Origin of the sequence: Agromyces sp. NPDC058064 (assembly GCF_042885275.1) — a bacterium.
In the GTDB taxonomy this organism is placed as follows: Bacteria; Actinomycetota; Actinomycetes; order Actinomycetales; family Microbacteriaceae; genus Agromyces.
In genome coordinates, this window is the sequence record NZ_JBHVSE010000002.1 from 83229 (window position 1) to 106221 (window position 22993).

The 22993-nt window shown below is 71.6% G+C and carries 18 protein-coding genes; 11 read left to right on the top strand and 7 right to left on the bottom strand.

The genetic code is table 11. The features are described 5' to 3' along the window. Positions 1-75: 75 nt before the first annotated feature. Positions 76-4341, top strand: a complete 4266-nt coding sequence (locus ACFVSL_RS06185) for an ExeM/NucH family extracellular endonuclease (RefSeq protein WP_386939456.1) — start codon at positions 76-78, stop codon at positions 4339-4341. A gap of 95 nt (positions 4342-4436) precedes the next feature. Next, complete coding sequence (recQ, locus tag ACFVSL_RS06190) at positions 4437-6488, top strand: DNA helicase RecQ (RefSeq protein WP_386939458.1); 2052 nt, start codon at positions 4437-4439, stop codon at positions 6486-6488. 38 nt (positions 6489-6526) lie between these two features. Here the strand turns inward: recQ and ACFVSL_RS06195 are convergent, their stop codons facing one another. Further along, entirely contained in the window at positions 6527-7810 is a 1284-nt protein-coding gene (locus ACFVSL_RS06195; protein ID WP_386939459.1) for a TetR/AcrR family transcriptional regulator, read from the bottom strand. A gap of 125 nt (positions 7811-7935) precedes the next feature. Between ACFVSL_RS06195 and ACFVSL_RS06200 the strand changes: the two genes are divergently transcribed. The 5 genes from ACFVSL_RS06200 (at position 7936) to ACFVSL_RS06220 (ending at position 14386) form a co-directional block, all read left to right on the top strand. After that, complete coding sequence (locus ACFVSL_RS06200) at positions 7936-8742, top strand: histidine phosphatase family protein (RefSeq protein WP_386939461.1); 807 nt, start codon at positions 7936-7938, stop codon at positions 8740-8742. A 120-nt stretch (positions 8743-8862) separates the two neighbouring features. Further along, on the top strand, positions 8863-10701 hold the full coding sequence (locus tag ACFVSL_RS06205; protein WP_386939462.1) for a glycoside hydrolase family 3 protein: 1839 nt from the start codon (positions 8863-8865) through the stop codon (positions 10699-10701). Positions 10702-10804: 103 nt separating this feature from the next. Further along, complete coding sequence (locus ACFVSL_RS06210; protein WP_386939464.1) at positions 10805-11200, top strand: hypothetical protein; 396 nt, start codon at positions 10805-10807, stop codon at positions 11198-11200. Positions 11201-11415: 215 nt separating this feature from the next. Continuing rightward, positions 11416-13533 carry an acyl-CoA dehydrogenase gene (locus ACFVSL_RS06215; protein ID WP_386939466.1) on the top strand — a complete coding sequence of 706 codons (2118 nt, stop codon included), beginning with the start codon at positions 11416-11418 and terminating at the stop codon, positions 13531-13533. Between the two features lie 118 nt (positions 13534-13651). Beyond that, entirely contained in the window at positions 13652-14386 is a 735-nt protein-coding gene (locus ACFVSL_RS06220) for an alpha/beta hydrolase (protein ID WP_386939468.1), read from the top strand. 7 nt (positions 14387-14393) lie between these two features. Here the strand turns inward: ACFVSL_RS06220 and ACFVSL_RS06225 are convergent, their stop codons facing one another. Both ACFVSL_RS06225 and ACFVSL_RS06230 read right to left on the bottom strand, forming a co-directional pair. After that, positions 14394-15233, bottom strand: a complete 840-nt coding sequence (locus ACFVSL_RS06225) for an ABC transporter permease (RefSeq protein ID WP_386939470.1) — start codon at positions 15231-15233, stop codon at positions 14394-14396. Continuing rightward, positions 15230-16234, bottom strand: coding sequence for an ATP-binding cassette domain-containing protein (locus ACFVSL_RS06230; RefSeq protein WP_386939471.1), 1005 nt, complete (start codon positions 16232-16234; stop codon positions 15230-15232). The genes ACFVSL_RS06225 and ACFVSL_RS06230 overlap by 4 nt, the downstream gene beginning before the upstream one ends. An 84-nt stretch (positions 16235-16318) precedes the next feature. Between ACFVSL_RS06230 and ACFVSL_RS06235 the strand changes: the two genes are divergently transcribed. After that, the gene (locus ACFVSL_RS06235) at positions 16319-17092 is read left to right on the top strand and encodes a TetR/AcrR family transcriptional regulator (protein WP_386939473.1); all 774 of its coding nucleotides are present in this window, start codon (positions 16319-16321) and stop codon (positions 17090-17092) included. 23 nt (positions 17093-17115) lie between these two features. On the opposite strand, the gene ACFVSL_RS06240 is transcribed toward ACFVSL_RS06235, so the two are convergent. After that, positions 17116-17289 (bottom strand): HPP family protein, encoded by a 174-nt coding sequence (locus tag ACFVSL_RS06240; protein WP_386939475.1) that lies wholly within the window; start codon positions 17287-17289, stop codon positions 17116-17118. A 47-nt stretch (positions 17290-17336) separates the two neighbouring features. Then, positions 17337-18347 carry a malate dehydrogenase gene (locus tag ACFVSL_RS06245; protein ID WP_386939477.1) on the bottom strand — a complete coding sequence of 337 codons (1011 nt, stop codon included), beginning with the start codon at positions 18345-18347 and terminating at the stop codon, positions 17337-17339. A gap of 80 nt (positions 18348-18427) precedes the next feature. Here ACFVSL_RS06245 and pip point away from each other — a divergent pair, with 80 nt between their 5' ends. Together pip and ACFVSL_RS06255 are read left to right on the top strand one after the other, a co-directional pair. Next, a complete protein-coding gene (gene pip / locus ACFVSL_RS06250) occupies positions 18428-19522 on the top strand; it encodes a prolyl aminopeptidase (protein WP_386939479.1) in 1095 nt (364 codons plus the stop codon). Between the two features lie 9 nt (positions 19523-19531). Continuing rightward, positions 19532-20410, top strand: coding sequence for a neutral zinc metallopeptidase (locus ACFVSL_RS06255; RefSeq protein WP_386939481.1), 879 nt, complete (start codon positions 19532-19534; stop codon positions 20408-20410). Between the two features lie 367 nt (positions 20411-20777). On the opposite strand, the gene ACFVSL_RS06260 is transcribed toward ACFVSL_RS06255, so the two are convergent. Both ACFVSL_RS06260 and ACFVSL_RS06265 read right to left on the bottom strand, forming a co-directional pair. Beyond that, positions 20778-21491 (bottom strand): alpha/beta fold hydrolase, encoded by a 714-nt coding sequence (locus ACFVSL_RS06260; protein WP_386939483.1) that lies wholly within the window; start codon positions 21489-21491, stop codon positions 20778-20780. A gap of 63 nt (positions 21492-21554) precedes the next feature. Continuing rightward, positions 21555-22568 (bottom strand): EamA family transporter, encoded by a 1014-nt coding sequence (locus ACFVSL_RS06265; RefSeq protein ID WP_386939485.1) that lies wholly within the window; start codon positions 22566-22568, stop codon positions 21555-21557. An 87-nt stretch (positions 22569-22655) separates the two neighbouring features. Between ACFVSL_RS06265 and ACFVSL_RS06270 the strand changes: the two genes are divergently transcribed. Next, positions 22656-22892 carry a hypothetical protein gene (locus ACFVSL_RS06270; RefSeq protein ID WP_386939487.1) on the top strand — a complete coding sequence of 79 codons (237 nt, stop codon included), beginning with the start codon at positions 22656-22658 and terminating at the stop codon, positions 22890-22892. The last annotated feature ends 101 nt before the right edge of the window (positions 22893-22993 follow it).

Here is a 22993-nt window from a genome sequence, read left to right on the forward strand (position 1 = left end):
CAATCGTCCCGCCGCCGGCGCGCTCGTTTCAGCGCCGAATCCGAGGTGGGGAGTGGTCGTTCGATGAGGAGAGTCATGCAACGTCTCACCAGAAACTGCCTGTCCGCGGTGGCGCTCGCCGCCGCGGGCACGCTCGTCGCCGGGGTCCTCGGCGCCGCGCCCGCGTTCGCCGCGGTCGACGGCTCGGGGGTCGTGATCAACGAGGTCTATGCGCGCGGCGGCAGCGCGAACCAGCCGTTCCAGAACAAGTTCGTCGAGCTCTACAACCCGACGAACGCCGACGTGTCGCTGGCGGGCTGGTCCATCCAGTACCGCTCCGCCACGAGCACCGGCGCCTCGAGCGGCGTCGGCGCGCTGAGCGGCACGATCAAGTCGGGCGGCTACTACCTCATCAGCCTCAACAGCAACGGCGGCACCGGGGCAGCGCTGCCCGCCGCCGATGCGACGTTCTCGATCGCGCCGAGCGGCACGAACGGCTCGCTCTTCCTCGCCAAGACCGCCGGGGCGATCAACCCGGGCACGGGCTCGATCACGGGCAACGCCCAGGTCGCCGACTACGTCGGCTACGGCACCTCCGCCAACTTCGAGACCGCCGCCGCCGCGTACCCGGGCGACAACGCCGTGCCCGGCAGCATCGTGCGCACCGGCTTCAAGGACACCGACGACAACTCGAAGGACTTCAGCTTCGCGTCGACGCCGACGCCCCAGAACTCGGGCAGCCCCGGCGGGCCGGTACTGCCCGTCGCGAAGACGATCGCCCAGGTCCAGGGCACCGACGTCGCCACGAGCCCCCTCGTGGGTCAGGCCGTCATCGTCGAGGGCGTCGTCACGGCAGACCACCGCGTGGGCGGCTACGAGGGCATCTACATCCAGACCCCCGGCCCCGACACCACTCCCAAGGCCTCCGACGGCGTGTTCGTGTACCTGCACGGCGAGAACCCGGCCGTCTCGATCGGCGACAAGGTGCGCGTCACCGGCGTCGTCGAGGAGTTCAACGGCCAGACGCAGGTCAGGCCGGCGACCGCGGCCGACGTCGTGCTCGTGCAGGCCGGCGTCGGCGTGCCCGCGCCGACCAAGCTCCCCGCGACCGCCGTCGGCAACACCGCCCGCGAGGTCTTCGAAGGCATGCTCGTCGTCCCCGACGGCACCTACAAGGTCATCTCGAGCCACAACCTCAACCGCTTCGGCGAGCTGTGGCTGAACGCCGGCGCCACGATGCCGGTGAAGTCGACCGAGACGCAGCTGCCCGGTTCGAAGGGCGCGAGCGACGTCGCCGCGGCCAACAAGGCGAGCCGCATCCTGCTCGACGACGGCTACAGCATCGCCGTGCGCAACTCGAACGGCACCGACAACCCGGCCCACCCGGGCGACCAGCCGTACTTCACCAAGGGCACCGTCGTCCGCAACGGCGACGTCGCGAAGTTCCCGACCACCGGTTACGTGCTCGGCTGGGGCTTCAACGAGTGGCGCCTCCAGCCGACGCAGCCGATCAACGACGCGAGCCCCGCGTCGACGAAGCCGACGTTCGCGAGCCTCGACTCGGCGGGCAAGGTCATCGGCAACCCGCGTCCCACCGCGGCGCCCGCCGTCGGCGGCGACATCACGGTGGCGTCGTTCAACGTGCTGAACTACTTCACGACGCTCACCTCGGAGAACCCCGAGGCGCGCGGCGCCGACACCGCCGAGGAGTTCGCGGTGCAGAAGGCGAAGATCGTGAAGGCGATCAACGGCCTCGACGCCGACGTCGTCGCGCTCCAGGAGATCGAGAACTCGGTCGCGCTCGGCGAGAAGCCCGACGAGGCGCTCGCCGACCTCGTCGCCGGCCTCAACGCCGCCGCGGGCGCCGGAACGTGGAAGTACGTGAAGACGCCCGAGGCGCTGCACGACCCCGCGATCACCGACGTCATCACGAACGCGATCATCTACAAGCCCGCATCGGTCAAGCCGAGCGGCGAGGCGCAGACGATCATCGACGAGACCGTGTGGGACATCGCGCGCGAGCCGATCGCCCAGACCTTCAAGCACGGCAAGCAGTTCGTCACCGTGATCGCGAACCACTTCAAGTCGAAGAGCGGCAGCGACCCGACACCCGAGCCCGGTCAGGACGCCTTCAACGACGAGCGGAAGAAGCAGGCCGAGTCGCTGCTCGCCTTCGCGAACGAGCTCTCCGAGGGGCGCAAGAACGCCGTCTACCTCGTGGGCGACTTCAACTCGTACGCCAAGGAGGACCCGATCAAGGTCTTCACCGACGCGGGCTGGAACGACCTGCTCTTCAGCAAGGCGCGCGGCCAGTACACCTACACCTTCGACGGCGAGCTCGGCTCGCTCGACCACGTGATCGCCTCGCCCGCCGCGAGCGACCGCGTGACGAAGGCCGCGGTGTGGTCGATCAACTCGCCCGAGTGGGCGGGCCGCGAGTACTGGGGCCCGGCGGCCGAGACCGTCGCCGAGGCATCGGTCTTCCGCTCGAGCGACCACGACCCGATCCTCGTCGGCGTCGGCTCGGAGGGCGTGCCCGGCAAGGTCGACATCGACCTCGTGACGGTGAACGACTTCCACGGCCGCATCGAGCAGTCGGCGCCGTCGGGCGGCATCGCCGCGCTGTCGAGCGCGGTGAAGCAGATCCGCGCAGAGAACCCGAACACGGTCTTCGCGGCCGCGGGCGACATGATCGGCGCCTCGACGTTCACCTCCTTCATCCAGCAGGACAAGCCCACCATCCTCGCGCTCAACGAGGCCGGGCTCGACGTCAGCGCGGTCGGCAACCACGAGTTCGACCAGGGCTTCGCCGACCTCACCGACCGGGTGATGCCGCTCGCGCTCTGGGAGTACCTCGGCGCCAACGTGTACGACAAGGAGACGGGCAAGCCGGCCCTTCCCGAGTACTACACCGAGACGTTCGACGGCGTGACGATCGGCTTCATCGGTGCGGTCACCGACGAACTGCCCTCGCTCGTGAGCCCCGCCGGCATCGAGGACATCACGGTGGGCGACCCCACCGAGGCCGTGAACCGCGTCGCGAACCAGCTGAGCGACGGCAAGAAGCAGAACGGCGAGGCCGACATCGTCGTGCTCCTCGTGCACGAGGGGGCGGCGACGACCGATGTCGCGGCGGCGACCGACCCCGAGTCGCGCTTCGGCGAGATCGTGCTCGGCGCGAACAAGAACGTCGACGCGATCGTCTCGGGTCACACCCACCTCGCCTACAACCACGTGATCGACGGGCGACCGGTGATCTCGAGCGGCCAGTACGGCGAGCGCTTCTCGCGCATGGACATCCAGTACGACCGTGCGAAGAAGACCTTCACCATGAAGAACGAGATCTACAGCCTGATGGACGGCACGACGGCGCTCTACCCGAACGACCCGGCGGTGCAGAAGATCGTCGACGACGCCGTGAAGGTCGCCGACGAGCTCGGCAGCGTGGTGCTCGGCGAGGCGAACGCCGACTTCGGTCGGGCCGTCGCGTCGAACCCCGACGGCGCCTCCTCGTTCCCCGAGAACCGCGGCGGCGAGTCGACGCTCGGCAACCTCGTGGCCGACGTCCAGCAGTGGGCGCTCAACGCCGACGGCACTCGCGCGGTCGACATCACCTTCATGAACCCGGGCGGCCTGCGGGCCGACCTGGCCGCGGGTGAGGTCACCTACCGCGAGGCCGCCAACGTCCAGCCCTTCGCGAACACCCTCGTGACCGTCACCCTCACCGGTGCGCAGGTCAAGAAGGTGCTCGAGGAGCAGTGGCAGCCCACCGGTGCTTCGCGTCCGTTCCTGAAGCTCGGCGTCAACAAGGAGCTCGCCTACACGTACGACCCGACCGCGCCGGCCGGATCGCACATCACCGAGATCCTGCTGAACGGCGAGCCGATCGACCCCGCGGCGAACTACCTCGTGGGTGCGAACTCGTTCCTCGCGGCCGGCGGTGACAACTTCACCACCCTCGGCCAGGGCACCGGGCGCGCCGACACCGGCAAGATCGACCTCGAGTCGATGGTCGACTACTTCGAGGTGAACCCCGAGATCTCGCCCGACAACGCGCAGCGTGCGGTCGGCGTCCACGTGGACGGCGACGGCACCTACGCGCCGGGCGAGACCGTCACGGTGCAGCTGTCGTCGCTCGACTTCAGCCGCAACGAGCCGGCCGCGGGCACCGTCGTCGTCTCGTTCGACGGCACGCAGCTCACGACGGCGGCCGTGAACCGGGCCTACACGCCGACGGTCGACGAGATCGGCAAGGCGACCGTGACCTTCACGGTGCCGGCCGGCCTCAGCGGCGCCCAGCGCTTCGACATCGCAGTGCCGTCCACCGGCACGGCGAGCTCGTTCACGCTGAACATCGGCTGAGCCCGAGCACTCCTCCACAGTGGGGCGAGCGGATCCCATCCGCTCGCCCCACTGCCGTCTCGGGCGGCATCGGTGGTGCTCAGTAGACTCGACGGGTGAGCTGGAACGCCGAACCCGATGGGCCCGAAGAGGCCGCGTGGAACCTCGACGAACTCGCTCCGCCGCCCGACGACGAGTGGGCGCCTCCGCCCCCGCCCGACGAGTACGCGGGGGGAGCGGTCGCGTGGGGCGCACCGACCGGCTCGCGTGCGTCGACCCCGGCGGGCGAGCCGCCCCGCTCGTCGGCATCCGGCCTCCAGCGACCCGCTGCCGCCGCGCCCGCCCGCTTCGCGAGCGCCCAGGAGGCGCTGCACACCGTCTTCGGCTACGACGCGTTCCGCGGCGAGCAGGCCGAGATCATCAAGCAGGTGGCCTCCGGCGGCGACGCCGTCGTCCTCATGCCGACCGGCGGCGGAAAGAGCCTCTGCTACCAGATCCCGGCGCTCCTGCGCGAGGGCACCGGCGTGGTCGTGTCGCCCCTCATCGCACTCATGCACGACCAGGTCGACGCGCTCGTGCGCAACGGCGTGCGCGCCGCGTACCTCAACTCGAGCCAGCAGGCCGGTGAGCGCGCCGCCGTCGAGCGCGCCTACCTCGACGGCGAGCTCGACCTGCTCTACATCGCCCCCGAGCGCCTCAACACCGAGGGCGCGAAGCAGCTGCTCGCCCGCGGCACCGTGTCGCTCTTCGCGATCGACGAGGCGCACTGCGTGGCGCAGTGGGGCCACGACTTCCGGCCCGACTACCTCGCGCTCGCCGAGCTCGCCGAGCGCTGGCCCGAGGTGCCGCGCATCGCCCTCACGGCCACCGCGACCGAGGCGACCCATCGTGAGATCACCGAGCGGCTCTCGCTCGGCGATGCGAAGCACTTCGTCTCGAGCTTCGACCGGCCGAACATCCAGTACCGCATCGCGCCGAAGCTCGAGGTGCGTCGCCAGCTGCTCGACTTCGTGCGCAGCGAGGGCGTCGACGCCGACGGCCGGCCCGTGCCGGGCATCGTCTACGCGCTGAGCCGGGCGAGCACCGAGAAGATCGCGGCGTTCCTCGCGGCGAACGGCGTCAACGCGCTGCCGTACCACGCGGGTCTCGACCCCGAGCTGCGCCGCTCGACGCAAGACCGCTTCCTCCGCGAAGACGGCATCGTCGTCGTCGCGACGATCGCGTTCGGCATGGGCATCGACAAGCCCGACGTGCGCTTCGTCGCCCACGTCGACCTGCCGAAGTCGGTCGAGGGCTACTACCAGGAGACTGGGCGTGCCGGGCGCGACGGTGCCCCCGCGACCGCGTGGCTCGCGTACGGCCTCCAGGACGTGGTGCAGCAGCGTCGCATGATCGACGACAGCCCGGGCGACCTCGCGCACCGCCGTCGGCTGTCGGCGCACCTCGACGCGATGCTCGCCCTCTGCGAGACCGTGCAGTGCCGCAGGCAGAACCTGCTCGCGTACTTCGGCGAGGCGAGCGAGCCGTGCGGCAACTGCGACACCTGCCTCGAGCCGCCCGCCTCATGGGACGGCACGGTCCCGGCGCAGAAGCTCATGTCGACGATCGTCCGGCTGCAGCGCGAGCGGCGGCAGAAGTTCGGCGCCGGGCAGCTCATCGACATCCTCCGGGGCAAGGAGACGCCGCGCGTGCGCCAGTACGGCCACGACACGCTCTCGACGTGGGGGCTCGGAGCCGACCTCAGCGACCAGCAGTGGCGCGGCGTGGTGCGCCAGCTGCTCGCGCAGGGGCTGCTCGCGACGCACGGCGAGTACGGCACGCTCACCATCACCGAGGCGTCGGGCGAGGTGCTCGCGGGCCGCCGCACCGTGATGCTGCGCACCGAGGTCGAACGCGCACCGCGCTCCCGCGGCGCCAAGGCGGCGCCCGCTGCGGCCGACCTCGAGCCCGCCCAGGCCGAGCTCTTCGAGCAGCTCCGCGCGTGGCGCGCGGGCGAGGCGCGCGAGCAGGGGGTGCCCGCCTACATCGTGTTCGGCGACGCGACGCTGCGGGCGGTCGCGGTGGCGAAGCCGGCCAGCCTCGGCGAGCTCGACGGCATCACGGGCATCGGCGCCAAGAAGCTCGAGGCCTACGGCGAGGCGCTGCTCGCCGTGGTCGCCGCCGCCTGAGCGCCGCCGCCCGAGCATCGCGCGCGATGCATCTCGGGTCAGCTCGGCGCACGTCGGGGGCGGCCTCCCGGCGCGCTCCCCGGCACGACGAGCTCGTCGAAGTACGCCCGCAGGTGCACGCCGACGTCGATCGCGGGGTCGTACGACCACTGGATCTGCAGTCCGTCCCACACCGCGGGCAGCCACGCGGACTCGTGCCTCGGGTCGCGATCGTCGCGCAGGGCGCCCTCGTCGCGCATGCGACGCAGCAGGTTCAGGAAGTAGCGTCGGCTCTCGCGGAACCGCCGGGCGAAGTAGTCGTGCGCCGGATGCCCCGGTGTGGCCCCCTCGCACGAGAGCACGGAGTACAGCTCGATCAGGCCGGGCTCCTCGCGGGCGGTGCGATCGGCCGTGTCGGCGAGTGCGTAGAGGCGGTCGACCGCGCGGTCTCCGTCGGGCTCTGGCGTGATCGTGCGGCGGTCGCGCAGTCGCAGCACCGCGGTGAGCAGTTCGTCCTTCGAACCGACGTGGTGCACGAGGGTCGCCTTCGAGATGCCCGCGCGCTCGGCGATCTCCCGGAGACTGGTGCCGTGGTACCCGGTGCGGGCGAACAGTTCGATGGCGCTCTCGGCGATGCGCGCACGGCGCTCGCGGCCGAGCCGGCCGCCGGCCCCGCTCGGCTCCTCGTCGACGATGACGGTCGGCGGGAGGCGCTCCGCGACGGCGGTGCGCTCGCCGGGGTCGACGGCGGGCGGTGAGCCGAGCAGCCGCTGCTCGTGCCGCTCCAGATGCGCGACCAGGTCGAGCTCGGGCGCGTAGCGCTGCTGCAGCTGGAGGCCGTCCCACGCGGCGATGACGAGTGCGGCCTCGATGGCCGGGTCGAGGCCGCCGCCGAGCGGCAGGGCCGCGAGCTGCTCGGTGATCGAGGCGCGCACGCGGGCATAGCGTTCGCGCAGGTGCTCGTGGGCGGGATGGCCCGCGCTCGTGGCCTCGCCGGCGAGGGCGGTGTAGAGCTCGAGGTAGCCCGGCGTGCCGGCGTTGCGCTCGGCGAGCGCCGCCATGCCGAGGGTGCCCGGGGCGAGTTCGGCGGCGTCGATCCACTCCGAGTTCTCGCGGTCGAGGCGCTCGACGACGGCGCCGAGCAGGGCGTCCTTCGACGCGAAGTGCCGGAGGAGTCCGGGATGGGTCACCCCGGCGAGGCCCGCGATGTCCCGGAGGGAGACCGCGGCGATGCCGTCGTCGACGAACGCGGTCGTCGCGGCGTCGAGGATCCGCCTGCGGGTCTCGGCGGAACGCGCCTGCCGGGTCGGTGCGGCTCCGCCGCCGAACTCCGCCGCACTCATCGGGTCATCCTCATCGTTCTCGAGGCTACCGCCGCGGTCATCGGAGAAAATGTTACCAAGCGGTCGAATTTCGGTTAGGCTCCCTCCAATCGCACCCCCAACCGAACCGAAAGGTCACCCGGACAATGTCGTCTCGTCGTCTCATCCGCCTCGCTGCGGCCGGCACCGTCGCCGTCGCACTCTGCTCGTTCGCCGCGATGTCGGCCCAAGCCGTGGAGCCCGCCGTCAAGAAGCCCAAGGGTCAGCCCGTCACGATCTACCTCACCCGCCACGGCGAGACCATGCTCAACGCGCTCGAGCGCGTGCAGGGCTGGTCCGACTCGCCGCTCACCGAAGACGGGCGCCAGGTCGCCGAGCACCTCGGCGCAGGGCTCGCCGAGGCGGGCATCGACTTCGAGGCCGCCTACTCGGCCGACATGGTGCGGCACTGGGAGACGGTCGCGCTCGCGCTCGACGAGGTCGGCTACCGCGGTGAGGCCGTGCGCGACGAGCGACTGCGCGAGATCGCGTTCGGCAAGTACGAGGGCGGCGACGGCCTCGAGATGTGGAACGAGATCGCCGTCGAGCTCGGCTACGCCCACGTCGGCGAGCTCTTCGAGGACCCCGAGTTCGACATGGGTGCCGCGCTCGACGCGATGGCTCGGCTGAACGAGGGCTCGGGCCTGAAGGCCGAGACCTCGGGCGAGGTCGCCGATCGTGCGCTCGCGGCGCTCGAGGAGATCGCGCAGAAGCAGTCGAAGAAGGGCGGCGACGTGCTCGTCGTCTCGAGCGGCCTCACGATCATCGCCGCCCTCGAGGCGCTCGGAGCCGACCTCAGCGAGGTCACTGCCGGCATCGAGAACGGCGCCGTGTCCGAGCTGGTCTACCGCAACGGCGAGTGGACCGTCCGCACGGTGAACGACCTCGGCTACGTCGAGGCGGGGTCCGACTGACCCGGGAACCACCCGGAAGCCGACCGGGCGGCATTCAATACCGAATGCCGCTCGGTTTATGATGAAGGAGCGTCGAGGACACCGAAGCGCCTCGAGCCCGATGCATGAAGGAGTGCCGGCATGACCGATCTGCACCACACGGATGCCGCGGCATCCGCCGAGACCACGACGCCGGTCGACGAGCGATACCGCGACGCGAGCCTGCCGGTCGCCGAGCGCGTCGAGATCCTGCTCGCGCAGATGACGCTCGAGGAGAAGGCCGGCCTCCTCTTCCAGACCGTCATCGGCATCAACCCCGACGGCACCCTGGCCGAGGAGGCGGGCGTCGCCGGCGGCGGCTCGACGGACGAGTTCGTCAACGGGCTCAGGATGAACCACTTCAACATCCACCAGGCGCCCGCCGACCCGGGTGCGTTCGCCGAGTGGCACAACCGCCTGCAGGAGCTCGCGGCGTCGACGCGCCTCGGCATCCCGGTGACGATCTCGAGCGACCCGCGCAACTCGTACAGCGACAACCCGCTCGCCGCGCTCTTCGCCGGGGCGTTCTCGGTGTGGCCCGAGCCCATGGGCCTCGCGGCGATCGGCGACGAGGCGACGGTCGAGCGGTTCGCCGACATCGCACGCCGGGAGTACACGGCGGTCGGCATCCGCGTCGCCCTGCACCCGCAGATCGACCTCGCGACCGAGCCGCGCTGGTCGCGCGCCCTGCAGACCTTCGGCGAGGACGTCGAGCTCGCCAGCCGACTCGGCGCCGCGTACATCCGCGGATTCCAGGGCGAGACGCTCGGCCACGACTCGGTCGCGACGATGACGAAGCACTTCCCGGGCGGCGGCCCGCAGCGAGACGGCGAGGACCCGCACTTCGCGCACGGCCGCGAGCAGGTCTACCCCGGCGGCGAGTTCGAGCTGCACCTGAAGCCCTTCGAGGCCGCGTTCGAGGCCGGCACGAGCCAGATCATGCCGTACTACGGCATGCCCGTCGGCACCGAGCTCGAAGAGGTCGGCTTCGGCTTCAACAAGTCGGTCATCACGGGCCTGCTGCGCGGGCGCTACGGCTTCGACGGCATCGTCTGCACCGACTGGGGCCTCATCACCGACGACGAGATCATGGGCGAGCCGTTCCCGGCGCGTGCGTGGGGCGTCGAAGGCCTGTCGCCCCGCGAGCGGGTCAAGAAGGTCATCGACGCCGGCTGCGACCAGTTCGGGGGCGAGGCGTGCCCCGAGCTCGTCATCGAGCTCGTGCGCGACGGCGAGATCACCGAGGAGCGCGTGGACGAGTCGGCGCGCCGACTGCTCCGCGAGAAGTTCGTGCTCGGGCTCTTCGACCACCGCTTCGTCGACGTCGAGCGGGCGAAGCGCATCGTCGGCTCCGCCGAGTTCGTCGCCGCCGGCGAGGCGGCCCAGCGCGCCGCGATCACCCTGCTGGTCAATCGCGAGCGCACGGATGCCACGGGCGCTGCCGCGCCCGCCCTGCCGCTCGCTCGCGGGCTGAAGCTCTACGTCGAGGGCATCGCCCCGGAGGTGGCCTCCGAGTACGGCGACGTGGTGGCGAGTCCGGCGGAGGCCGACCTCGCGATCCTGCGCCTCGCGGCGCCGTTCGAGGAGCGCCCGACCTTCTTCGAGAACTTCTTCCACTCGGGGTCGCTCGACTTCCCCGAGGAGCGACTCGCGCACGTCCGCGAGATCGCGGCGGCGGTTCCGACCGTCGTCGACGTGTTCCTCGACCGCCCCGCGATCCTCACGCCGATCGTCGACGACGTCGCAGCGCTCACGGGCAACTGGGGTGCGAGCGACCGGGCGCTGCTCGACGTCCTGACCGGGGCGGCGGAGCCGAAGGGGCGCCTGCCGTTCGACCTCCCGCGCAGCATGGCCGCCGTCGAGGCGAGCCGCCCCGACGTGCCGTTCGACACGGCCGACCCGCTCTTCCCCCACGGGTTCGGCCTCCGCTACGGGGGCTGACCCCTCCGCCCCGCGCACCGTCGTCCCGGTCGGGTCCGTCGACCGGACTCGCCGAGGTCGACGGTTCGCGGGGCTTCGGCCGATCGGGGGATAGCATCGCGGCATGGCTGGGAATCGACCCTTCGGTGTCACGCTCGTCGCCGTGCTCACCTGGATCTCGGGGCTGCTCGACATCATCGGCGGCAGTCTCCTGCTCTTCCAGACGAGCGTCGCCTCGACCGTCGAGATGTTCGGAGGGGCGAGCCAGCTCATCACCTCCGCAATCCTCTCCATCCTCATCGGCGCGATCGTGATGGTCGTCGGCGTCGGGCTCCTCCGCGGCAGCAGCGGGGCGCGCCTCGTCATCACGATCGTCCAGATCCTCTCGATCGGCGCGTCGGTCTACCTCGCGATCACCTACCCGCCGGGTGCGATCGCCGAGTACTTCAGCGCCGCGGTCTCGCTGATCGTGATCGCGCTGCTCTGGACGGGCCGGGCACGCGACTTCTTCGGCAGCTAGCCGCGGCCGCGGCCACGGCCATCAGGCCGGCCTTGTGGATGCCCCAACGCTCGCCCCGCTCGTCTTTGTAGAGGGTGCACAGCCTCCTCCGAGCCGCCTCCGCTCTCGTTTGTCGGGACCGAACGCACTGTTTCGGGTGCGCGGGGCGCCGTCCTACCGTGGAAGCGGGCGTGCACCGACCGCGCCCGGACCGCAGACGAAGGACGAGACCGACGATGGTTGACACGGCACCCCGCACCTCGAAGCAGAGCCCCGCGCCGGCGCGCGCCGCCGCCCCGACCCCGCAGGCACCCGCGAAGACGGCCGGCTCCGAGGCATCCGCGCCCCGCATCGACGTCGCCTCGCTCGGCCGCCAGCTGCTCGGGACCTGGCCCGACATCCGCATCGCGGCGCGCGAGCGCGCCGCGATGCCCGAGCTGCAGCGCATCGAGGGCCAGTCGATGGCCGAGCACCGCGAGCGCGTGCTCGGGCAGCTGAAGATCCTCGTCGAGCAGGGCGCCGTGCACCGCGCGTTCCCGAAGTCGCTCGGCGGCCAGGAGGACCACGGCGGCAACATCGCCGCGTTCGAAGAGCTCGTCATCGCCGACCCGAGCCTGCAGATCAAGTCGGGCGTGCAGTGGGGGCTCTTCGGCGCCGCGGTGCTGCACCTCGGCACGAAGCCCCACCACGACAAGTGGCTGCCCGCGATCATGTCGCTCGAGGTGCCCGGCGCCTTCGCGATGACCGAGATCGGCCACGGCTCCGACGTCGCCGCGATCGCGACGACCGCGACCTACGACGAGGAGACGCAGGAGTTCGTCATCCACACGCCGTTCCGTGCGGCGTGGAAGGAGTTCCTCGGCAACGCCGGCCTGCACGGCAAGCACGCGACCGTCTTCGCCCAGCTCGTCACCAAGGGCGTCAACCACGGCGTGCACTGCTTCTACGTGCCGATCCGCGACGACGAGGGCGAGTTCCTGCCGGGCGTCGGCGGTGAGGACGACGGCCTCAAGGGCGGTCTCAACGGCATCGACAACGGCCGGCTCCACTTCACGAACGTGCGCATCCCGCGCGAGAACCTGCTGAACCGCTACGGCGACGTCGCGGCCGACGGCACCTACTCGTCGCCGATCGAGAGCCCCGGCCGCCGCTTCTTCACGATGCTCGGCACCCTCGTGCAGGGCCGCGTCTCGCTCGACGGCGCCTCGACCGTCGCGAGCGCCATGGGCCTCACGATCGCCATCACCTACGGCAACCAGCGTCGCCAGTTCACCGCGTCGAGCGACACGGACGAAGAGGTGCTGCTCGACTACCAGCGGCACCAGCGCCGCCTGCTGCCGCGCCTCGCGACCACCTACGCGCAGGTCTTCGCCCACGACGAGTTCCTCGTCAAGTTCGACGCCGTGTTCAGCGGCAAGGCCGACACCGACGACGACCGCCAGGACCTCGAGACGATCGCGGCGGCGCTGAAGCCCCTCTCGACGTGGCACGCGCTCGACACCCTGCAGGAGGCGCGCGAGGCCTGCGGCGGCGCCGGCTTCATCGCCGAGAACCGCCTCGTCGGCCTCCGTCAGGATCTCGACATCTACGTCACCTTCGAGGGCGACAACAACGTGCTGCTGCAGCTCGTCGCGAAGCGCCTCCTCACAGACTTCTCGAAGCAGTTCAAGGACGCCGACGCCGGGGCGATGGCCCGCTACGTGGTCGCCCAGACCGCGGAGCGCGCGTACCACGGCACGGGCCTGCGCCGCCTCGGCCAGACGATCGCCGACTTCGGCTCGACCGCTCGCTCGGTGAGCGAGCTGCGCGACGAGAAGTCGCAGCGCGAACTCCTGACCGACCGCGTCGAGACGATGATCGCCGAGATCGCCGGCCGCCTGCGCGACGCCCGGAAGCTGCCGAAGGCCGACGCCGCTGCGGCGTTCAACCGCAACCAGAACGAGCTCATCGAGGCGGCCCGCGCCCACGGCGAGCTGCTGCAGTGGGAGGCCTTCACGCGCGGCCTCGCGAAGGTCTCCGACCCGGGCACCAAGCAGGTGCTGACCTGGGTGCGCGACCTGTTCGGGCTCGGGCTCATCGAGAAGCACGCCGCGTGGTACCTCATGAACGGGCGCCTCTCGCCGCAGCGTGCGCAGTCGGTGACGGCGTACATCGACCGGCTCATCGAGCGCCTGCGCCCGCACGCGCAGGATCTCGTCGACGCGTTCGGCTTCGGCCCCGAGCACCTGCGCGCGACCATCGCGACCGGCATCGAGCAGGAGCGCCAGGACGAGGCGCGCGCCTACTTCGAGGAGCAGCGCCGCGCGGGCACGCTGCCCGTGCCCGAGAAGGCGAAGTCGAAGAAGAAGAAGTAGGACCGGGCGCACGGTCCGGGCGAGGCCGGGGCATCCATTCGCGGATGCCCCGGCCTCGCGTCGTTCGCGGGCGCCGCCGTGTCGTCGGGGTCGCCCGCCGGGCGGCAGACTTGTACGCATGTCGCGTCTCGTCCGGATCCTCCTCGCCGTCGCCTCGGTGATCGTGCTGTTCGTCGTCGTGTTCCTCGTGTACGCCCACACGGTGATGCAGGGCGAGCGGCCCGAGGCGCTCGAGGCGTGGCGCGACGACGCCGTCGAGATCACCTCCGACGAGGTCGGCATCGTGATCGAGCCCGTCGAGGGGGCGACCGGCGAGGGGCTCGTGTTCATCCCGGGGGCGAAGGTCGACCCGTACGCCTACCTCTACAAGCTGTCGGGCGTGGCCGAGGCATCCGGCCTGACCGTCGTGATCACGAAGCCGACGCTGAACCTCGCGTTCTTCGACCAGCGCCCCCTGTCGACGTTCACCGACCTCGCGCCCGACGTCGAGAACTGGCTCGTCGGCGGGCACTCGCTCGGTGGGGTACGGGCCTGCCAGATGGCCGCCGCGGGCGAGGGCGGCGGGCCGGTGGCCGGGCTCGTGCTGTTCGGCTCATACTGCGCGAACGACCTCTCGGACTCGGGGCTCGCCGTGCTCAGCATCTCGGGCTCGAACGACGGACTCTCGACGCCCGAGAAGATCGAGGCCGCAGCGCACCTGCTCCCCTCCGATGCCGAGTTCGTCGAGCTCGAGGGCGTGAACCACGCCGACTTCGGCGACTACGGCGTGCAGCCCGGCGACGGCGTCTCGACCCGTGACGACGCCGAGGTCCGACGCGAGATCGCGGCGGCGGTCGCGGAGTTCCTGGGCTGACCCGCGATCACCGACGCAGTCGTCGATAGGCGCTCCCGGCGAGGGGGAGGAAGACCGCGGTGATCACGAGGGGCCAGACGGATGCCGCGAGCACGGCGTTCTCGGCGAACCATCCGCTCGTCGTCCCGGTGGGGTTCCCGAACAGCTCCCGGGCCGCGGTGGCGGTCGCCGAGACCGGATTCCACTCGGCGATCACGCCGAGCCATCCGGGCATCGTCTCGGCGGAGACGAAGACCGTCGAGAGGAACCCGATCGGCCAGACGAGCACCTGCACCGCGGTCGTCGCCCCGACGCTCCGGAACCGCAGGCCGAGGAAGATGCCGAGCCAGAGCAGCGAGAAGCGGAGCCAGAGCAGCAGGGCGATGCCGAGGGCGATCTCCGCGGGGCCGGTCGTGGGACGCCACCCGATGAGCAGGCCGCCCAGCATGAGGACGCCGAGGCTCAGGGCGGAGGACGCCAGGTCGGCGATCGCGCGGCCGAGCGCGACCGAGGCGCTCGCGATCGGCAGGGAGCGGAATCGGTCGGTGATGCCGCGTTTCGCGTCCTCCGCCATGGAGGTCATGGTCGTCTCGAGCCCGAAGAGCATCGTCAGGGCGAACATGCCCGGCAGCAGGAAGTCGATGTAGTCGCCGCCGCCCGGGATCTCGATCGCCCCGCCGAACAGGAATCCGAACATCAGGATGAGCATGATGTTGAAGGCGAGCCCGAAGACGATGCCCCAGGGTTCGCGGATCCAGTGCATCATGTCGCGGCCGGCGATCAGCCAGCCCTCTCGAAGAGCGTTCGGGCGCCGATCGCGCGCGAGGGCGAGATCGGCGACCGGGGTGGGTGGGGTGACGGCGGTCATCGTGCCTCCTCGGCAGTGGGTGCGATGTCGGATGCCTCGGTGGGCGCGCCGGGCTCGGTGAGGTGCAGGAACACCTCGTCGAGCGTCGGCCGGCGCAGGGCGAGGTCGTCGACGGTGAGTGCGGCGGCGTCGAGGGCCCGGACGATCGGTGCGAGCGCCCTGGCCCCGTCGGCGACCTCGACCGTGATCGTCCGGGTGTCGGCGTCGATCGACGCGACGCCGCCGACGATGCGGCCGATGACGTCGCGAGCCTCGTCGAGTCGCTCGGGCTCGGCGATCACGGCGGTGACCCGGTCGCCGCCCAGCTGCCGCTTCAGGTCGGCGGGCGTGCCCTCGGCGACCACTCGCCCGTGATCCATCACGGAGACGCGGTCGGCGAGCTGGTCGGCCTCGTCGAGGTACTGGGTGGTGAGCAGCACGGTCGTGCCCGCGGCCGCGATCTCGCGCACCGCCTGCCAGACGGTCGCCCGGCCGCGCGGATCGAGTCCGGTGGTCGGTTCGTCGAGGAAGAGGATGGCGGGGGTCAGCACGAGGCTCGCCGCGATGTCGAGGCGGCGGCGCATGCCGCCGGAGAACCCCGAGACGGCGCGGCCGCCCGCTTCGGCCAGCTCGAACGCGGCGAGCAGTTCGTCGGCCCGTCTCCGGGCGTGGGCCTTCGAGAGCCCGCTGAGTCGGGCGAACAGCACGAGGTTCTGCCGGGCGGTGAGCGCGTCGTCGACGGCGTGGAACTGGCCGACCAGGCCGATGCGCTCGCGCACGAGGGCCGGGGAGCGGCGGACGTCGAGGCCGTCGATCTCGGCCGTGCCCGAATCGAAGGCGGTGAGGGTGGTCAGGCAGCGGACGGCGGTGGTCTTGCCCGCGCCGTTCGGGCCGAGGAGGCCGTGCACGTGGCCGGCGGCGATCTCGAGATCGAAGCCGTCGAGCGCGGCTTCGGCGCCGTATCGCTTCTGGAGACCGACCGCGCTGAGGGCCGGAGCATCGGAGGATCTGGGGTGTGGCATGGGTGTCATCGCATCCTTCAACGTACGCCGTACGAACTTATTCCGAATTTACCGTACATCATACGGAGAATGTAGGCTAGCCCCATGTCGACGGAATCCACGGGGCGCGGAGAGCCCGACCGCACCCTCCGACTGCTCTGGCGCGCGCGGCTCGGCGAACCGCTCGGCTCGCGCGGGCCCAAGCAGCGATCGAGCGTCGACGAGGTCGTCGACGCGGCGATCCAGATCGCCGACGAAGAGGGCATGGACGCCCTCTCGATGCGCCGCATCGCCGACCGGCTCGGCCTGAAGCCGATGTCGGTCTACACCTACGTGCCGGGCAAGGCCGAGCTGATCGACCTCATGGTCGACCAGGTCGCCGGCGAGACGGCGCTGCCGTCGCTCACCGGCACGCTCCGGGAGCGGCTCACCGAGATCGCGCGGTCGCAGTGGGAGGGCTACCTGCGCCACCCTTGGCTGCTCGCGATCGACACCAGCCGGCCGCCGCTCGGACCCAATGTCTCCGATCACTGGGAGTGGTGCCTCACCGCGATCGACGGCCTCGGGCTCAGCGATCTCGACATGGACCGCGTCATCACGCTGCTGCTCGGCTACGTCGTCGGGCCCGCGAGCGCCTACGTCGACGCCGAGCGGCTGCGGGCCTCCGCCCTCGAAACCGATGTCGAGTGGTGGGAGCGCAACGCGCCGCTGCTCGACGAGATCATGGACGCCGAGCGCTACCCGGTCTCGGGTCGTGTCGGGCAGGCGGCCGGCGAGGCGTACCAGTCGGCGGCGGATCCGGCCGATGCCTTCGAGTTCGGCCTCGCCCGGGTCATCGACGGAATCGAGGCGTACGTCTCAGCCGTTCGGACCGGCTGAGCAGCCGGAGCGGCACCGGTCGGCTACTCGGTCGGCGGCTTCATCAGCAGGCCGGCCACTGCGCCGACGACGGCGCCCGCGGCGAGCCAGAGCCAGAACCCCGTCCAGAGGCTCACACCCACGCCGACCAGCAGGCCGACGATGAGGCCGACGATGAGCTGCTTGCGGCGGGCTGCGGGCGACGGGGTTTCGGCCATGACTCCAGTCTAGAAGCCGGGCCGCCGCCGACCGGCGGAACCGTCGGTCAGATGAGCCCGAGCTCGCGCACCGCCGTCCGCTCCTCCTCGAGCTCGGCCACGGATGCCTCGATGCGGCCCCGCGCGAACGCGTCGACCTCGAGGCCCTGGACGATGCGCCACGCGCCGTCGACCGACTCGACCGGGAACGAGGAGATGAGGCCCTCCGGCACGTCGTACGAGCCGTCCGAGACGACCGCCGCGCTCGTCCACCCCTGCGAGGTGCCGAGCACCCAGTCGCGCATGTGGTCGATGGTCGCCGAGGCGGCCGAGGCCACCGACGACGATCCGCGCACCTCGATGATCTCGGCGCCGCGCTTGGCGACGCGCGGGATGAACTGCTCTTCGAGCCAGGCCCGATAGCCGTCGGTGCCGAGGCGTGCGGTGAGCAGCGCCGGGACCGGGTCGCCCGCCGCCGTCGCGTGGGCGAGGTCGGGGAACTGGGTGGCCGAGTGGTTGCCCCAGATGGTCACGCCGCGGATCTCGCCCACGGGCGAGCCGACGGTCGCGGCGAGCTGCCCGAGCGCCCGGTTGTGGTCGAGGCGGGTGAGCGCGGTGAAGCGCTCGGCCGGGACATCCGGTGCGTTGGAGGCGGCGATGAGGGCGTTCGTGTTCGCCGGGTTGCCGACCACGACCACCCTGATGTCGTCGGCGGCGCCGGCGTTGATCGCCGCGCCCTGCGGACCGAAGATGCCGCCGTTCGCGGCGAGCAGGTCGCCGCGTTCCATGCCGGCCGTGCGCGGGCGCGCGCCCACGAGCAGCGCGACGTTCGCGCCGTCGAAGGCCGCCGTCGCGTCGTCGAAGACCTCGACTCCGCGCAGGAGCGGGAATGCGGAGTCCTGCAGTTCGAGCGCCGCGCCCTCGGCCGCCCGCACCCCCTGCGGGATCTCGAGCAGGTGGAGCCGCACGGGGGTGTCAGGGCCGAGCATCGCCCCGGAGGCGATGCGGAACAGGAGTGCGTACCCGATCTGGCCGCCCGCTCCGGTGAGCGTGACGGTGACCGGCTTCTTCGCTGCCATGGTCCGAGCCTAGCCTCGACCGGGGGTGCGCTGCGGCGCGGCGCCGGGGCGCGGCATCCGGCGCTGGATAGCGTTGCCGCATGCGAGAGATGTATCCGGAGATCGAGCCGCTGGAGACCGGCATGCTCGACGTGGGGGACGGCCAGCACATCTACTGGGAGGTGTCCGGGAACCGCGAGGGCAAGCCGGTCGTGTTCCTGCACGGGGGCCCCGGGGGAGGCACCAGCCCGTCGCACCGACGCCTGTTCGACCCCGAGCGGTACCGGATCGTCCTGTTCGACCAGCGCGGCTGCGGGCTCTCGATCCCGCACGCCTCCGAGCCCGAGGCCGACCTCTCGGCCAACACGACCTGGCATCTCGTCGCCGACATGGAGCGCCTGCGCGGGCACCTCGGCATCGACCGCTGGCAGGTGTTCGGCGGCTCGTGGGGGAGCGCGCTCGCCCTCGCCTACGCGCAGACCCACCCCGAGCGGGTCACCGAGATGGTGCTCCGCGGCATCTTCACCCTGCGCAGGCAGGAGCTCGACTGGTTCTACGAGGGCGGCGCCTCGGCGATCTTCCCCGACCTGTGGGAGGAGTTCCTCGCGCCGGTGCCGCTCGCCGATCGTGCGCACCTGATCGAGGCGTACGGCCGCCTCCTCACCGACCCCGACCCGCTCGTCTACGAGCCTGCGGCGATCGCATGGTCGCGCTGGGAGTCGTCGACGATCACCCTGCTGCCGCAGGCCGAGACGATCGCCCGGTTCACCGCGCCCGAGTACGCCGCCGCGTTCGCGCGCATCGAGAACCACTACTTCCGTCACGGCGGCTGGTGGGAGGAGGGGCAGCTCATCAGGGATGCCTCGCGTCTCCGCGACATCCCCGCGGTGATCGTGCAGGGCCGCTACGACATGTGCACGCCCGTCATGACCGCCTGGGACCTGCATCGCGCCTGGCCCGAAGCCGAGTTCACCATCGTCGACGACGCCGGGCACGCCTTCGACGAACCCGGCATCCTCGACGCGCTCATCACCGCGACCGACCGCTTCGCGGAGGAGGCGGCGATCGCGGATCGCGCCGAGTCGGCCGGGCAGGCCGACGATTCCGAGGATTCCGGCGAGGCCGGTGACTCCGATCGCCCCGGCGTCGAGGACGACGGGGCCGCGGATGCCCCGGCCGAGGCCGACTCGGAGTAGCGTCGGGCCATGACGTTCAATCCCGACGCGGACATCCGTGGGGGCAAGGCCTCGAAGCGGGGGCGCAACACGGGCATCGCCGTGGGCGGCGGCCTCGGCGTCATCGCGCTGTTCGTGCTCTCGCAGTTCCTCGGCGTCGACCTCACCGGGCTCCTCGGCGGCGGGGGCGGTGCCCCCGCGGCCAGCGACTCGGCGCTCGAGCAGTGCCAGACGGGTGCCGACGCGAACGAGAACGTCGAGTGCCGCATGAAGGGCGCCTCGGCGTCGCTCGAGGAGTACTGGGAGCGGGAGGCGGCGGAGCTCGACTTCGCCTACGTCGGCCCGCAGGGGTTCATCCTCTTCGACCAGGCCACGACCACGGGGTGCGGCAACGCGTCGTCGGCCACGGGCCCCTTCTACTGCCCGCCCGACGAGACGATCTACATCGACGTCACCTTCTACGACGAGCTGCGCCAGCGCTTCGGCTCGAGCGGCGGCCCGCTGGCCGAGATGTACGTGGTCGCCCACGAGTGGGGCCACCACGTGCAGAACGTGCTCGGGATCCTCGAGCGTGCGCAGGACGGCCAGACCGGGCCGGCCTCGAACGCCGTGCGCGTCGAGCTGCAGGCCGACTGCTTCGCGGGGGCGTGGGCGGCGGATGCCTCGGAGGTGCCCGATGACAGCGGCGTGCCCTTCCTCCAGCCGATCAGCCAGTCGCAGTACCGCGACGCGCTGAGCGCCGCGGCCGCCGTCGGCGACGACCGGATCCAGCAGGCCGCACAGGGGCAGGTGAACCCGCACACCTTCACGCACGGCACGAGCGAGCAGCGCGTGCGGTGGTTCGAGACCGGCTTCGAGCAGGGCGCGGGCGCGTGCGACACCTTCTCGGTCTCGGGCTCCCAGCTCTGACGGTCGTCGTCGACCGGGAATGCTGAACGGATTCGGCCGACCGGCGTCATGATCGGGGCACTACCCGGTCTCTTCCGGTGAGGGACGCCATGGTGCGCGTCCGACGGGAGATCCGAGGCCATGGGACGACGACGCGCAGCTCAGATTCCGCACCGCGAGTTCTTCCGCGCGGTGACGCTCGAGGAGACCGTCGCGCTCGCGTGCACGTGTTCGCGGGGTGCGGACCACTGGTACGGCGAGGCTCGGCGCGTCACGGGTCGGGCGTCGGCGACGCCGTCGGCCGGGGCACTCGAAGCCGACGACGACGAGACCGTCGCCGCCGGAACCGCTCACTCCGACCGCGTGCCGGTCGGAGCGGACCCCTCGATCACTCTGCCGCGGCCGACGGCGTGAGCGCCGTGACGATCGCCTGACCGAGCTGCACCGGCTTGGTGAACTGCGGCCAGTGACCCGTCGGCAGGTCGACGTAGTCGACGTGCCGCACCTTCGCGAGCTCGCGCGTGAACGGCGCGTCGGCGGCGATCCACTCGGTGAGCAGCGCGCTCGGGAACTCGCAGGCGATCACCGTGATCGGCACCTCGTAGCGGCGCTCGTCGGAGAGCTCGATGCCGTCGGTCGCGACGGCGGCCGGCTCGGGGATCGCCCGCGCCCTGAACTCGGCCCTGAGGGCCTCGTCGAGGTCGACCAGGTCTTCGTCTTCGAACGCCCCCCATGGGGGCAGCGGGATCTCGTCGCCCACGATCGGGAGCTCGTCGTTGATGCAGGCGCCCTGGCCGAGCGGGCCGGCGTCGACGTAGACGACGCGGGCGATGCGGTCGGGCCGGGCGTCGGCCGCGCCGTGCGCGATGGCTCCACCGCCCGAATGGCCGACGAGCACGACCCGGCCGGGCAGTGCGTCGACAGCGGCGACGACCGCGTCGATGTGGGTTCGCAGCCCGATGCCGGCACGGTCGGCATCACGTGATTCGAGGCCGGGGAGCGTGAGCGCGTGCACCGTGTGGCCGGCCTCTTCGAGGAGCGGGGCGACCCGCTGCCAGGATGACGCGTCGAGCCAGAAGCCGGGGATGAGGATGACGTCCATGATCCGACGCTAGCGCCGGCCACCGACAGGGGGAGCGCCGTTCCGAGGCCCCGCCCGCGGGCCTCAGGGAGTGTGCAGGGCGCCGTCGCCGCCTGGAGCCGGACGGGCGGATCCCTGCCGTCCGCGCTCGGCGGCGGTGCGGTTCCCGCCCGATCCGAGGCCGCCCGTCGCGAGCACGAGGATCCCGGCCGCGAGGACGGCGAGGCCGAGGACGGCCCCGGGCGGGAGCAGTTCGCCGAGCACCAGCACGCCCAGCAGCCCGGCGGTGAGGGGTTCGGCGAGGGTCAGCGTGGAGACGGTCGCGGGCGCGAGCCCGGTGAGCCCGTAGCCGAAGAGCACATAGGCGAGGGTCACCGTCACGAGGCCCAGCCACAGCGCCATCGCGATCCCCGCGGGTTGCGCGAGCCACGAGGCATCCGTGGCGACGAGCAGGGGGAGCGCGAGGGCCGCACCCGTGCCGAACAGCGCGCCCATGCTGCCGGTGGCGCTCCACCCGCGGTCGATGAGCGCCTTCGCGGCGAGGGTGTACACCGCGTACGAGGCGCCGGCGCCGAGCGAGGCGACGAGCCCGAGCGGGTCGGCCGCTCCCGCGGCGCCTCCGTCGGGTGCGCTCGCGACGGCGATGACCGCGACGCCGACGGTGGCGATCACGGTGGCGACCGCCCATCGGTGTCCCGGGTAACGGCGTCGGAGCAGCCAGTCGAGCGCGCCGGTGATGACGGGTGCCGAGCCGAGGGCGACCACCGTGCCGATGGCGACGCCGTTCGCCTCGGTCCCGGCGAAGAACGCGGGCTGGTAGGCGAGCACGCCGGCCGCGCCGGCCCCGACGAGGAGCAGCGCGACGAGCGGGCGCCCCGCGGGGGCGCGTGTGCCGGTCGGCGACGCGGCGGGTGTCCCGTCCGCGCCGCGTCGCCGACCGAGTCGAAGGGCGAGCGCGAGTGCGCCGAGCACTCCGCCGCCGATGACGAGCCGCGCCGCGCCGAGTGAGGCCGGGTCGGCCTCGGGGCCGAGCGCCTGCGCCGTGCCGGTGGTGCCGAAGCACACCGAGGCGAGGAGCACGGCGATGACGAAGCGCATGCGGAATTGTTACACAATGTCGTCGCGTCCACGAGGTTTCGTGGACGAATATTGATTAGTGTACTAATCATCAGTACACTTAACGCCATGAGCAGCACGATGAACCCCTACAAGGGCCGCCCCGGTTTCTGGAACCGTCTGAGTGCTGCGATCTACCCGATCACCGGGCCCGCCGAGGTCGGCATCGGCGTCGGCGTGACCGAAGCGCCGTACGTGCCGCCGGCCAACCCGATGTGCCCGATCTGCTCCGCGCCGATGGCCGACCACGACATCAAGCGCGGCGACGCCTCGACGCCCACGTACTTCACCTGCCCGCGCCCCTAGCGCGAATTCTCGGCAGGGCGGTCCGGCCCGCGGCGGCTGCGACGCGTGCGGCGTTCCGTCGCGGTGGCGGTAGGCTCACGGATGTCGCGCACGCGGTGGTG

What these genes read in the sequence shown, in the direction of transcription:
- ACFVSL_RS06270 (WP_386939487.1), top strand. Translation starts at nt 22,656, where the DNA reads ATGAGCAGCACGATGAACCCCTACAAGGGCCGCCCCGGTTTCTGGAAC.
- pip (WP_386939479.1), top strand. Translation starts at nt 18,428, where the DNA reads ATGCGAGAGATGTATCCGGAGATCGAGCCGCTGGAGACCGGCATGCTC.
- ACFVSL_RS06235 (WP_386939473.1), top strand. Translation starts at nt 16,319, where the DNA reads ATGTCGACGGAATCCACGGGGCGCGGAGAGCCCGACCGCACCCTCCGA.
- ACFVSL_RS06225 (WP_386939470.1), bottom strand. Translation starts at nt 15,233, where the DNA reads ATGACCGCCGTCACCCCACCCACCCCGGTCGCCGATCTCGCCCTCGCG.
- ACFVSL_RS06200 (WP_386939461.1), top strand. Translation starts at nt 7,936, where the DNA reads ATGTCGTCTCGTCGTCTCATCCGCCTCGCTGCGGCCGGCACCGTCGCC.
- ACFVSL_RS06205 (WP_386939462.1), top strand. Translation starts at nt 8,863, where the DNA reads ATGACCGATCTGCACCACACGGATGCCGCGGCATCCGCCGAGACCACG.
- ACFVSL_RS06185 (WP_386939456.1), top strand. Translation starts at nt 76, where the DNA reads ATGCAACGTCTCACCAGAAACTGCCTGTCCGCGGTGGCGCTCGCCGCC.
- ACFVSL_RS06230 (WP_386939471.1), bottom strand. Translation starts at nt 16,234, where the DNA reads ATGCCACACCCCAGATCCTCCGATGCTCCGGCCCTCAGCGCGGTCGGT.
- ACFVSL_RS06265 (WP_386939485.1), bottom strand. Translation starts at nt 22,568, where the DNA reads ATGCGCTTCGTCATCGCCGTGCTCCTCGCCTCGGTGTGCTTCGGCACC.
- ACFVSL_RS06215 (WP_386939466.1), top strand. Translation starts at nt 11,416, where the DNA reads ATGGTTGACACGGCACCCCGCACCTCGAAGCAGAGCCCCGCGCCGGCG.
- ACFVSL_RS06260 (WP_386939483.1), bottom strand. Translation starts at nt 21,491, where the DNA reads ATGGACGTCATCCTCATCCCCGGCTTCTGGCTCGACGCGTCATCCTGG.
- ACFVSL_RS06245 (WP_386939477.1), bottom strand. Translation starts at nt 18,347, where the DNA reads ATGGCAGCGAAGAAGCCGGTCACCGTCACGCTCACCGGAGCGGGCGGC.
- ACFVSL_RS06220 (WP_386939468.1), top strand. Translation starts at nt 13,652, where the DNA reads ATGTCGCGTCTCGTCCGGATCCTCCTCGCCGTCGCCTCGGTGATCGTG.
- ACFVSL_RS06210 (WP_386939464.1), top strand. Translation starts at nt 10,805, where the DNA reads ATGGCTGGGAATCGACCCTTCGGTGTCACGCTCGTCGCCGTGCTCACC.
- ACFVSL_RS06195 (WP_386939459.1), bottom strand. Translation starts at nt 7,810, where the DNA reads ATGAGTGCGGCGGAGTTCGGCGGCGGAGCCGCACCGACCCGGCAGGCG.
- ACFVSL_RS06240 (WP_386939475.1), bottom strand. Translation starts at nt 17,289, where the DNA reads ATGGCCGAAACCCCGTCGCCCGCAGCCCGCCGCAAGCAGCTCATCGTC.
- ACFVSL_RS06255 (WP_386939481.1), top strand. Translation starts at nt 19,532, where the DNA reads ATGACGTTCAATCCCGACGCGGACATCCGTGGGGGCAAGGCCTCGAAG.